General features: G+C 29.7%; 12 protein-coding genes and 1 tRNA gene. 5 read left to right on the top strand and 8 right to left on the bottom strand.

Translation table 11 applies throughout. From position 1 onward, the window contains the following. Positions 1-168 precede the first annotated feature (168 nt). Positions 169-804 carry a hypothetical protein gene (locus GUI12_01675; protein ID UAT42860.1) on the top strand — a complete coding sequence of 212 codons (636 nt, stop codon included), beginning with the start codon at positions 169-171 and terminating at the stop codon, positions 802-804. 74 nt (positions 805-878) lie between these two features. Further along, positions 879-1,139: a hypothetical protein gene (locus GUI12_01670; GenBank protein UAT42859.1), complete on the top strand. Its 261-nt coding sequence runs from the start codon at positions 879-881 to the stop codon at positions 1,137-1,139. 234 nt (positions 1,140-1,373) lie between these two features. Here GUI12_01670 and GUI12_01665 read toward each other — a convergent pair. The 4 genes from GUI12_01665 to terL all read right to left on the bottom strand — a co-directional run bounded on the left by GUI12_01665 (position 1,374) and on the right by terL (position 4,439). Beyond that, a tRNA-Asn gene (locus GUI12_01665) sits at positions 1,374-1,449 on the bottom strand. 67 nt (positions 1,450-1,516) lie between these two features. Next, complete coding sequence (locus tag GUI12_01660) at positions 1,517-2,158, bottom strand: LexA family transcriptional regulator (GenBank protein UAT43440.1); 642 nt, start codon at positions 2,156-2,158, stop codon at positions 1,517-1,519. Positions 2,159-2,313: 155 nt separating this feature from the next. After that, positions 2,314-2,913, bottom strand: coding sequence for a COQ9 family protein (locus tag GUI12_01655; protein ID UAT42858.1), 600 nt, complete (start codon positions 2,911-2,913; stop codon positions 2,314-2,316). 143 nt (positions 2,914-3,056) lie between these two features. Further along, positions 3,057-4,439 carry a phage terminase large subunit gene (gene terL / locus GUI12_01650; GenBank protein ID UAT42857.1) on the bottom strand — a complete coding sequence of 461 codons (1,383 nt, stop codon included), beginning with the start codon at positions 4,437-4,439 and terminating at the stop codon, positions 3,057-3,059. A 353-nt stretch (positions 4,440-4,792) separates the two neighbouring features. On the opposite strand from terL, the gene mrdA reads away from it, so the two are divergent. Then, complete coding sequence (gene mrdA, locus GUI12_01645) at positions 4,793-6,550, top strand: penicillin-binding protein 2 (protein UAT42856.1); 1,758 nt, start codon at positions 4,793-4,795, stop codon at positions 6,548-6,550. Positions 6,551-6,553: 3 nt separating this feature from the next. Here mrdA and plsY read toward each other — a convergent pair whose 3' ends face one another. From plsY to GUI12_01625, 4 genes are all read right to left on the bottom strand, one after another. Further along, the gene (plsY, locus tag GUI12_01640) at positions 6,554-7,111 is read right to left on the bottom strand and encodes a glycerol-3-phosphate 1-O-acyltransferase PlsY (GenBank protein ID UAT42855.1); all 558 of its coding nucleotides are present in this window, start codon (positions 7,109-7,111) and stop codon (positions 6,554-6,556) included. 112 nt (positions 7,112-7,223) lie between these two features. Next, positions 7,224-8,201, bottom strand: coding sequence for an endolytic transglycosylase MltG (gene mltG, locus GUI12_01635; GenBank protein UAT42854.1), 978 nt, complete (start codon positions 8,199-8,201; stop codon positions 7,224-7,226). Between the two features lie 40 nt (positions 8,202-8,241). Continuing rightward, positions 8,242-9,543 carry a beta-ketoacyl-ACP synthase II gene (fabF, locus tag GUI12_01630; GenBank protein ID UAT42853.1) on the bottom strand — a complete coding sequence of 434 codons (1,302 nt, stop codon included), beginning with the start codon at positions 9,541-9,543 and terminating at the stop codon, positions 8,242-8,244. 80 nt (positions 9,544-9,623) lie between these two features. After that, complete coding sequence (locus GUI12_01625) at positions 9,624-10,130, bottom strand: hypothetical protein (GenBank protein ID UAT42852.1); 507 nt, start codon at positions 10,128-10,130, stop codon at positions 9,624-9,626. A gap of 479 nt (positions 10,131-10,609) precedes the next feature. Here GUI12_01625 and GUI12_01620 point away from each other — a divergent pair, with 479 nt between their 5' ends. Beyond that, complete coding sequence (locus GUI12_01620; GenBank protein ID UAT42851.1) at positions 10,610-11,653, top strand: NAD(P)/FAD-dependent oxidoreductase; 1,044 nt, start codon at positions 10,610-10,612, stop codon at positions 11,651-11,653. Further along, the gene (locus tag GUI12_01615) at positions 11,654-12,865 is read left to right on the top strand and encodes a hypothetical protein (GenBank protein UAT42850.1); all 1,212 of its coding nucleotides are present in this window, start codon (positions 11,654-11,656) and stop codon (positions 12,863-12,865) included. Positions 12,866-12,879 lie beyond the last annotated feature (14 nt).

Here is a 12,879-nt window from a genome sequence, read left to right as displayed (position 1 = left end):
TATCCCACATTTTTTTCTGTAAAACGCAATTTATTTGATGCAATAAGGATAATTATATTTGATAATGCAAAAGAAATTATAGGAGATTCAGAAGATATATGTGTATTTTTATTAAATGGAGATTTAGATTCCTATGTTGCTAAAGAAGCACAAAATTTTGAAGATGTTATGACACGATATAAAATCAACAAAATTTTATCCAAGGATTTTTTCAAAGACAATATATGGGACACTAAGGAGGAAATAGAACCGTTAAATACTAAATATAAAGTATTGTATAAAGCAAAACATGCAAACAATCTAAAGAAAATATTTAACAATAAAGATGGTGAAAAACCTAAAGATTCCAAGGAATATGAGCAAAGAATGATGTCCTACTTACTTGAAAAAAGCGTGCCAGTGATATTTGATGGAGATATTCATGTTTCACTTAGTACTCAAGATACTGAACATTCTTTAGATGCTATAAACAAAAATGTGAATTTAGCAGCATTATTTTTGCAAGATTCACTTGGGAATAGTTTTTTTCAAATTATTACAGATCGTGAAAGACTAAATACAAAAGAATTATCTAGTGTATTCTGTAGTTTAAAGCAAACATTAGCAATGATTTTACCTGAAGGTTATAGCGAAGAGAGAAATATAGAAACTTGGGGACTAAAATCTAAATCTTTTTCTAATGAAGAGAGAGAAAAGTTACGTATTATACTTAAAGAAAAAGATTTAGATTTGCCATCATCAGAGCAGTTTAAAACAGAAAGTTTTTCACAGATATTTCCCAGCGCTATTGCTATTTCAAATTAAGAGATTATTGTGTGAAAAATAATTTGGTTATTATTAAGGAATATTAAGGGGTAGAAAGACCAGAATTTTATACTATGGGTCGGCTCGACTTTATTAAAATGCAAGCAGGACAAGTAGCATTTATAGTAGATAAAATCGAGATATTGCAGCGTAATTTTATAGAATTACCAATTTTAGATAAACTACGTAAGCAAAAGAAATTAATATTGCATTTCTTAGATATAGGTAAATTAGATAGTGAATCCAACAACCAGCAGATTGCTATTTACCAGATATCCATAGTTATGGCAAACGCCTATCCGATAACGTTAAAAGAAGTGTCGTATATAAGTTAAATAGCGATAAGTATATTGATCAGGTAGCATTTGGCTATTTAATGTAAAAGATGCATTAATCACAGCATTTGAAATAACCAATAGATCGGCTAATTTATTAGAAAGTTCAAAAGTAAAAAAAAGAGAGAATTAATAAAAACAGCATTTTTGAACCTAGAACTAAAAGGTAAAACCCTATGTTATACCTTAAGAAAGATGTTTGATATACTGAGAAACAATAACAATCATAGTAATTGGCTCCCCGGATAGGATTCGAACCTATGACCAAGTGGTTAACAGCCACCTACTCTACCAACTGAGCTACCGAGGAACATTCCAAAAGATACAAAGAATATAACATCTTAGTTATTTTAACGCAAGAAATCTTTGTACCTTATTCATACCTGAATTATTTGAAAACAAACCTTCCCTATTATTTTAATTTTACTCAACTCACACTCATAGTGAGTGTAACGCTTATTTTCAGTTATTACAGTTATATTTCCATTAGTAATGTTTGATTCTATTCTTCGTACAGATAAACCTAATTGATCCTGTATCAAAAATATTCCATTATTAATAGAATTATAATTCTTATTAATTATAGCGATACTATTAAAAGGTAAAATCGGATCCATGCTATCGTCACATATTCTATAATAAATCAGATTTTCTGTACAATCCAAATCCACATAAGGCAGAAGATTTTTATTAATTAAGATATCTGCTGTATCGTCCTTAGAACCCAAACTAGAAATGTAATGATAATTATTTAAATTGTTGATATGATTACGCTCATTTAACAAATAAGACATTGGAATCTTCAATTCACTACATATAGAATTTAATTTACTGGATGTAGGATTCTTTGATTTTCCATTGAGTATATCATAAACGAATGACCTCCCAACTTTTGATTTTTCAGCCAATTGACGAGCATTAATCCCCATCTCTTTCATTCTATCCCGCAGCCTATCAACAATAACTATTCCATCAGAATATTCATCTTCATTGCTTACATCTAAAACTTCATCTATCATTATATTTCTTTCCATAATCTAATTTGTATAATTAATTCACAAATTCACATCAGACCAAGATAGGATATAACACAACTTATGAGAGAATTCAATTTACCTATTCTATTTTAGGTGGTAAAAAGCGCTTTTATTTACAAATATTCTATTATCAGTAGCTATTTACAAGAAGTAAATACATTTTTCAGTTTGAATTTTATGCTGTTGATTTTTAAGACACTCTGTATTTTTTGCTCTAAGTATTTAAATGATTCTTCATGATCACATGAATAATCATTAATAAAAAATTTAATGACCTTAAAGTAAACAAAACCCAGAATTATTCTTTTTGTATAAAAATTAAAATCTGTTGAACTATCTTTTATTGTGTTCCATATTATGTCAGATATTAAATACGCATTTTTACTATTTATTTTTAATGAATAGTATTGCATAGATTCATTAAGATATTCGCGATAATTATCCATCTTAGCATAAATTTTAAGCCTAGACTGTAACAAAGAAATTATCTTTTGATGCATTTTATCACATTCTGCACTATCAAAATTATTGATCATTTCTTTATCTATAGTTTGCTCAATATATTTCAAAAGCTTATCAACCGACCTTTCAAAATATAAAAAAATGTCTACTCTACCTTCTGCAATACAAAGGGTTTCAAATGCATCATCGCTTATTCCCTGTATTGGTATCACCTCAAGAAATTTTTTAATAACAATTTTTATATTACGATTGGTGTCACACATTTTAGCAAACATAATTTCTATAAAGGAAGTATAATACTCTACATGATAAAAAACATTTACTCAATATAATTCATAATGGTTAAATACAACTTATTATCCTGAGATAATCAAAATAAATATAAATATGATTATAGAGACAAATCGCTCCAAAAATTCTATAAACTTCTGATATAACTCTCGCTATTACCCTTATACCAATTTATGAATTGTGATAAAGCATCAACTTGATCATCATATTTTCCATTAGGGAAATCACACAATTCTTTCTCAAACTCATATAACCAAGAAGATTTTTCAGGTAATAATACGCGTCCTGATTCCAAAACACCTAAAGCTTTTTCTACTCTATGTAATTTTGATATCGAAGGATTAATTTTAATTATCGGTGTATTTATTATCTTAGATAATTCTTGTATAAGAATTTCCCCGCTAGATTTATTTTCTATGATAATTTTATCAACCTGTGAATTACTAAAAACATCTTGTGCTATCCTTTTCAACCGAACATAATCGCATTTTTCTCTTATAATATCTATTATATAAAACAGCTCATTTTTTATGTGAATTTTAATAAAAACAGAATAATCTCCATTTTCAGATACTGATGTATCACAGCTATAAACAACTTTATAAGGTAAATCCGGATACTCTTTAAATTTTTTAAACCACTCATACTTTATAATGGATTTATTATTCCTATTTGGATTTTGCTGATATTGAGTATTAAAAACATGAGTACTAAGTTCTTTTTTGATATCTAATACATCTCTTTTGCAGTATAAATTAGGATTCATAACATCCCCTTCTTTAAGAGAACACAATAAAGAATCATCATTAACTGATTTGTATATCTTGTCTTTTTCTTCAACTAAAAATGGAATAATTAATTTGTTCCAGTGAAAATTATCTTTCTTTATAAGATAACCTGTAAGGTCTTCATCATGTAATCTATGCATAACAACCACAACCCTACCATTTTTAAAATTATTTAACCTTGTCATCAAAGAGCTTTCAAACCATTCTATATTTTTTTCCCTAGTATTCTCACTGTTCACTTGCATTGGAGTAATAGGATCATCTGCTATTATTACATCTGCACCTTCTCCTATAAGGTAACTCCCTGTTGATGCAGCTAGCCGAAAACCATGCTGACTAGTTTTAAATTTTATCTTAGTGTTTTGATCACAACTGATGATTGTATCTGGAAACATTTCTTTATACCAAGCCGAACTCATAATATATCGAGTATCCAAAGAATGCTTAATACTCAATCCATATGAATAACTAGCTACAATAATATTAAGCGATGGGTCGTTTCCCATAAGCCAAGCAGGAAAAACAATACTAAAAAAAAAAGATTTCATACTACGAGGTGGCATATTTATAATTGATCTCTTTATTTTAAAATTTTCTACAGCCTCGATATGATCAAGTATTAAGTCTAAATGCCAAGATTCATGAAATTGTGTATTAGGAAACAATTCTTTAAAGCATTTTAAAACAAAGATCTTAAAATCGTAATTATTCTTATGAGGCATTAATGTTATTATTCTCTAGAAATAAGAAAATTCTAATTTTATGCCTATAGCCCTATACTAGAAAGCAAAAAATATATAAAATAGGATTGGTTGTGTTTTGCTCACGAAAAGTAATCACTAAAATTGATGTGTTATAATCTTGTTTTAGGTAGCCGTATTTATGATGAAATATAGCAGGAGATCTTTTATGGTCTATGGTCTATGCTTGATATCACTAAGCATTATCCCCAAAATTTATACTGTATCATCTAAAAATAGAAAGAGAAACACAGCAAATAAAACAAGCTATCCTTTTCAAGGAACAAATAAGGTCAGCATAATATCAATTGATAAACCTGATAAAATCGTAGCAAATGAAAAACACTTCTTTCTCATATAAATATGAAAAAATGACAGAAAAGAAGATTTTTAGTAGAAGAAGATTCATAATTTCATCTCTATTTTTATCATCTCAGCTCATTTTATTAAGTAGATTATATTATCTACAAATGGTAAAAGGTAATAAATATAAACTATTATCAGATCTTAATAGAACTAGAACATCCGTAATATACCCTTTAAGAGGCAATATATTAGATAGGAATATGAAAGTAATCGCTAATAACAAATTATGCCACAGTATCATATATGACCCTTCTATTCCATCTGATAACAAAAATATATTACAAGATATCCTTTCAGTAATTGATATTTCAGAGCAAGAGAAATTAGCAATTCAAAAAAATTCTTCTAAAACACATAAACCAATCATATTAATAGGTAATGCGTCATGGGAAGATATAATCAAAGTAGAAATCAACAGCTCAAATTTAAAAGGGGTATACATAGAACCATACTATAAAAGATCCTATCCATATGCATCTATTATATCTCATTTAATAGGATATGTTAGAAATTTCTATGGTGGATCAAAGCTGTTTTATAATCTCAGTGCAAGAGAAGTAATAGGATCAAGCGGAATAGAATACATACATGAAGAAACTTTGAAAGGTACGCAAGGATTTATACAAAATGAAGTCAATTCTCACGGTGTAACAGTACGAGAATTATCAAAATTAGATGCAACATCTGGAAATCAAATAGTACTTTCTATAGATATAGAGTTACAGTCTTATATTTATAAATTACTTAATGATCTAGTAATTGCTAGCGGAGCATCTGCAGGTGTTATGAATACAAGAAATGGGGAGATTCTTTCCATGGTTAATACCCCTTCATATGATAATAATACTTTCACTTCAATCATTTCTGACGATTTATGGAAAAAATCTATGCAAGATATAAAAAAACCTATGTTAAACAGATTTTTATCATCAAGAATATCTCCTGGATCAACGTTTAAGTTGGTTATAGCAATAGCTTTATTAGAAGAAAATCTAATATCACCTGAAGAAGAAATTGAATGCACTGGCAAAGTTACTGTCGGAGATCGTGAATACCATTGCTGGAAAAAAACGGGACATGGAAAACTGAATCTGTATAAAGCAATTTCTTGCTCCTGTAACGTGTACATATACCAAATGATAAAACGGATAAAAACTATAGATTCAATACACAAAATAGCAACTGAGCTTGGATTAGGTAAACATTGCAGACATACAAGATTGAAGGAAGAAAATACTGGAATAGTTCCAAATCAACAGTGGATAAAAGACAATAATATCCCATGGTATCTAGGAGATCGAATTAACCTTAGCATCGGGCAAGGATACATCTCAATAACTCCCATGCAGATGATAATTATGACAGCTAGAATAGTCAGTGCTAAAAAGATTAATCCTGTTTTTTTATTCAATGAAAAAAGAAGTTTTGAAAAATTAAACATCAGTGAAAGAACATTAAGCATTATTAAACAAGCTATGATAAGTGTTGTCTCTGAACCTTACGGGACAGCAAGAAGTTTCTACAGTAAAAATTTTGTCACGGGAGGTAAAACAGGAACAGTACAAAATCAGAATAAAGATAATCACTCCATTTTTACTGGATTCATGGAATCTAATAATGAACAATATGTAATTTCTGTCGTTCTGGAGAACAATAATGTCAATTCATCAGTAAGAGCAACAAGAATAGCTAAAGATATCAGTACTTATTTATCGCAGATATTATAGATATCACTTAATCTTTCTTTCTTTTCCTTCTATTAAGTTGAAGATATTGCTTTTATGTCTATATATTATAACAATACTCATGGAGAGAATTAGTCCAATATCTAGTTTATTATCAAGAAAAATCACGCTACCAAATAATATTGTCAAAACACTAGATATACTTGCCAGAGAAGAATAGCGAAAAAATAAAAAAATTCCCAGCCATATTACACATGCACACAATGTTATCATTGGTTGTATTATAAGGCATCCAGAAATAATACTGGCAACCCCCTTACCGCCTTTGAATTTCAAAAAAATAGGAAATATGTGACCCAACACAGACGCAAAAAGAATATGTAGCAAGTATACATCTTCTAAGTGAAGATAATATTTAGCTAATAATATAGGAATAACTGTTTTAAAAAAATCACAAAAAAAAACTACCAAGGCAGCAAATAAACCTGCTGTCCTATAAACATTTGTCGCACCTATATTACCAGAGCCAATTTTTCTCAAATCCTTTTTATAAAAAAAACGAATATAAAGCAATCCAAATGGAATAGAACCCACTATATACACAAGCAAAATAAATATAAAAGATTGATATGAGTAAATAGGAAACATAATGATTTAAAATCAAATAACTTTAATAACGGTCGTTTATAACATACTTTAAGATATTTCATCAACTTTATGAAAATCTCTTGGCTCTCTGAACTCTTTTAAATTCTTTGATATTTTCATTTTGCTCTGCTAGTGTTGTTGCAAAATTATGTTTGTTATACCCATTAGAAACAAAATAATAATAATTATGATGTGCATATTCTAAAACAGCAATAATGCTTTCTAAACTTGGATTTGCAATCATCTGTGGTGGTAAACCATATTTTTTGTATGTATTAAAAGGATTATCATATAGTTTATCTTTGTCCGTAAGTCTTCTTTCTAAATTTCCAGAACCACCAGTTAAAGCAAATATTAAAGTGGGATCAGAATCTAAGCGCATATTTATTTTCAAGCGATTAATAAAAACACCAGCAATGATCCTAGGGTCATCTTCCACTCCTCTTTCTTTTTCAACAATAGATGCAAGAATAAGTAATTTTTCCACATTATTAATTTTAGGAGGCATTTTTCGTCCATTTAGCGCTTTACTTACTGCTTCGCTGCCTTCCCTTGACATAAAATTTATTATCTCACTCATTTTTGAATATTTTTCAAAATAATAAGTACTAGGAAAAAGATACTGTGTAGGAAGATCAGTCAGATCATTTATCACGCCATTATAATCACTATCAGACATAATACGATCTATCACTTGATAATTAGATAGCCCCTCAGGTAATTGTATTTTGATAAGATCAGTAATACCATTGACCATTTTATATATTACATCATATACCATCATATCACTATCAATGATGAAATGTCCCGCTTTATAACAATCTTCTACACCTAAAATAAAAGAGAACAATCTCAAAGAAAATACACTATCGATAATTCCCTCATCTTTAAATTGATCAGCTATTGCAGTCATAGAACGTCCAGAAGGAATATCGATTTTCACTTTGGCAGCGTAATCTAAATCTGGTAATACATTAGAGGATAAAAAATAAGCTCCGTAGAAAAAAAAAGAGCAAATGAAGACAAGAAAATAAACAAAAATCAAGTCAAAAAAAAAGTAATACTTCTAAAAAAAAAGTCTTGATTCATCTAATCTTCTTAAAAATCAATGAAGCGTTCATTCCACCAAAGCCAAAAGAATTTTTTAAGGCATAATCATATACTTTATCTTGAGGATAATTAGGCACAAGATTAATACCCTCTGCATAATCATCTGGCTCTTCCAAATTAATGGTAGGAGGTAATATCCCTTTATTTAATGACATTATCGTTAATATTGTCTCTATAGCTCCTGCAGCACCTAAAGCATGACCTATAGAAGATTTAGTAGATGAAACTGCAATATTATTACAATGTTCTCCAAACACCTCTTTAAGCGCAAGGAGTTCTGCTTTATCACCAACAGGAGTAGATGTTCCATGAGCATTCACATATCCTATTTTATCAACAGATATATCAGCCTTTTTAAGCGCATTCCGCATTGCGGAAATAGCACCTCTTCCATCTTCTCTTGGAGCAGCATAATGAAAAGCATCTGAAGAACAGCCATAACCGACAATCTCAGCATAAATTTTAGCTCCACGACGTACAGCGCTTTCATAGCTTTCTACAACTAATATTCCGGCACCTTCGGCCATTACAAAACCGTCTCTATTTTTATCCCAAGGCCTAGAAGCTTTTTGTGGAGTATCATTAAATTTAGAGCTAAGTGCACGCATAGCATCAAATCCAGCAATTCCAATCTCACATATAGCGCTTTCAGCACCTCCAGCCACTACTATATCTGCTTCTCCTTGTCTGATTATACGAATCGCATTAATAATAGAGTGACAACCAGTAGCACATGCAGTGACACAGCTATCAGAAGGCCCCATAATACCATGCTGGATAGATATCTGACCAGATAAAAGGTTGACCAATGAAGATGGGATAAAATAAGGAGAAATACGTCTGGCTCCCCTATCTTTAAGAGTAAAACAAGATTTTTCTATATATTGTAACCCACCTATACCAGAGCCAACGGTCAAGCCGACTCGATTCATATCTACAGACCCAACAAATCCAGAGTCTTCAATCGCTTGAGCCGCTGCAACCAAACCATAAAGTATAAATTCATCTGAAGCCTTAACAACAGAATGAGTAATTCCATATTGCTCTTCTGCTTTAAGCTTTTTGGCTTTCTCAAAGATATCACAGCCCAAACTCTTGGATACTTCAAGACTACCTGCAACTTTACTTCTCATACTAGAAGGATCAAAAGAAGTTATAGTATCAGTAAAACTTGTAGAAGAAATTATACCATTCCATGAATCCTTAACGTTCTCACCAGCAGGACAGAGTAATCCCATCCCCGTTATAACAATCCTGCTATCACTTAAATCGCTCATACTTCAAAATCACCCCGTTAACTTACTATTATTATTAATGAACAAAAAAATCGTTCCAGAGATCTTTATTTTCTATTTGATTACGAAGAAATACAATTTTCACCCGTTTCTATTTGCTGATCATCAGATAATAATAATAATTTATTCTGATCTTTCATTTCTTTTTCAAGAGGACATCTATATCCTAATTTTTCGGCCAATAGATCAAAAAAATCATCGCTAAAATCATCATGAGAAGCAATCAATGAATCTTGAGCAACATTATCTTGCAAATAATCAACAATAGTTAAAATATTAACCATCTTTTCTGCCACTTCATCAGGAACAGCGATACTATATTTATCTTCAATTCCCATTATCATTTCAATAGTATCCAAACTATCTACACCGCCTTTTTCACGTATTCCAGCATCAATTGGCAAACCTTTTAGTTTTGGCTTTGTTAACTCTCCTGCATTTTTGTATAAGACTTCCCTAACTACAAATTCTATAGAAGAACGCAATATAATTTGATTGATCTCTTTCACATCTGAAATATCAACACCATCTTTATTTGTTTGATCCATTTTAACTCTGATCACTGACATATTACTTAAAATTACTAATACAAAAAGTATGCAAGAAGCTAACAAAAATAACATAATCAGACAACCGGCATGAATCAGATAAAAAATCTATACCTGATAAAACCAATTCATAAATATGAAATTCATAACTCCGCTGTCATATATTATTATATAACGAAGCACAAAAAACAAATTTTTTATTAAAAAAAAATATTTTTTTACAAAAAAAAATGTTAAATTAACTATTTTTAGATTAATTTTCTCTGAAATTTACTAGTACATTAAATATATAATTATTTGAACATACCAATCAATTTATTAAGCATCAAAAAAAATCTGTCTTATTTTGTTTTCTATAAAGTAATTTATTATAATTTATATACTTATCACTTATATTGTGCTGGAAATATTTCACTAAATTTTGTCTAATTATTCCTAAGTATGCAATATAATAGATTTTTCTCGATTAGTATAATTTTTTAATTATAAATTAATATAAAATGGCAAATGAAAATGTATCAGATATAACAATAATAGGAGCTGGTCCTGTAGGATTATTCACTATATTTCAAGCTGGAACTCTAGGGATGAAGTGTAACGTTATTGATAGCCTAGATATACTAGGAGGTCAATGTTCCTTTTTATACCCAGATAAATACATTTACGACATCCCAGCATTTCCTAAAATTAAAGCACTTGAACTTATTAATGCATTATACAAACAGTGCAAAGTTTTTAATCCAAACGTATATCTTTCTCAAACTGTATTATCCATCGAGAAAAAAAATAACTGCTTTCTAGTAAAGACATCAAAAACTGAAGAAATATTATCTAAAAAAATAATATTAGCCATTGGAGCAGGAAATTTTGAGCATAATAAAATACCTATTGAAGATGAACATTTACATAATGGAAAATCGATTTTGTATTCTATAGATAAAATAGATAGATTTACAAATAAAAGAGTTGCGATTTTAGGCGGTGGTGACGCCGCTGTTGATTGGGCACTAAATTTAGCAGAGAAAGCAAAAGAAATATACTTCGTACACCGAAGAAATAAACTAAGATGCTTACCAGAAAGTCAACAAAAACTTGAAAATTTAGTTCAAAAAGGTCTTATAAAGCCTTTAATACCATATAAAATAGTCAAGATAAACAGTAATCAAAATGGTAATATCTCTTCTGCTGATTTTGAATCTATCGGACTTATAGATAATACAAAAATCGAGACAATAGATCTGGACTATATTTTGCCATTTTTTGGCTTAAAACAAAACTTAAGTACAGTTGCTAAATGGAATATCAGTGTTGCAAACGGAACTATACCTGTAGAATTTTCAAATTGTGAAACAAATATTGAAGGAATATATGCAGTAGGAGATATTGCATCATATAATGGAAAATTAAAACTTATATTGTCAGGTTTTTCAGAAACAGCAATGGCATGTAATCATATCTTTAAAAATCTATACTCTAATAAACCTTTTAATTGGGAATATTCAACTAGCAAATCTCATATATTTGAAACAAAAATAGGCACTTGAATGAAAATAATAGTACAAAAATATGGTGGATCTATAATCAACTCATCAGACGATATAAATAAAATAGTTAATTGCGCTATTAGGGAAAAACAAAATGGAAATAAAGTAATAATTGTAGTATCTGCGATGAAAAATTTTACTGATAATTTAATATCGCATGCTAAGAACTGCTTTTATGGAAGCGATTTAACTTCTCTTTCGTGTTACGATTTTTTAACATCATCAGGTGAATATATAACAGCAGGTTTATTTGCATTAGCACTAAAAAATCACAAGATTAAATCAGAAGCGCTATCTGCGTGGCAAATTCCTATCAAGACAAATTCCCGACATGGCATAGCTTCGATAAAATCAATTAACACCAAGATAATTTTGGAATTGCTATCAAAAGATATAACGCCAGTAATCACAGGTTTTCAAGGAATAGATGAGCAAAACAGAATAACTACAATAGGCAGAGGAGGCTCTGATACTACAGCCGTTGCTATAGCAGCAGCTGTTAATGCAGATTTATGTCAAATATTCACCGATGTTGATGGTATATACAGATGTGACCCCAAAATAATTAACAATCAAAACACAAATCCAATACCTTGCTTATCCTATAAGCAAGCAATGCTTCTATCTACAAGAAATATCAAGATCATCCATAACGAAGCAGTTAGAATAGCTTTGAATAATAATGTTAAGGTAAAAATTTTAACACCAGACAGTAAAACGAGAGGAACCTTTATAATGTCCAACAATGAAGAAAAAAATTATGATTATCTATTTGAAGATAAAATTATAAAAAATATGCTATTCACTAAGCCAATGTATTTAATTGAAATAGATTGTAGCACCTTGAAAGAGGTTCTAAAATATACGGAAAGCAACGATATAAACATTATATCGTATTCAGATAAAAAAACTGTTTTATTAATCAATCCAGCTGCTCTAAAAGCCGTCAAGGATTTAATCAATGATAACGACATTATCTCCAATAATGCTGTAATGACATCAATAATCGGATCATTTGATAATGAATTATATTCCAAGATACTGGATATCATATCAGAAAATAATATAAATCTATATTTCTTATCTTCTTCAGATAAATGCACGATTTCATTAATAATAGAACACACACAACATATACTATTAAAAGAGAAGTTGGACTTACATCTAGAACAAATGTATAACCAGAAAGAAAATAAAGAAGAGAAAGTTTAAATAACAAGGAAAGG

Source organism: Anaplasmataceae bacterium AB001_6 (genome assembly GCA_020002265.1).
Classification (GTDB): domain Bacteria; phylum Pseudomonadota; class Alphaproteobacteria; order Rickettsiales; family Anaplasmataceae; genus AB001-6.
The sequence above is the reverse complement of the archived record's forward strand: the minus strand, read 5'-3'. Positions and strand labels throughout refer to the sequence as shown.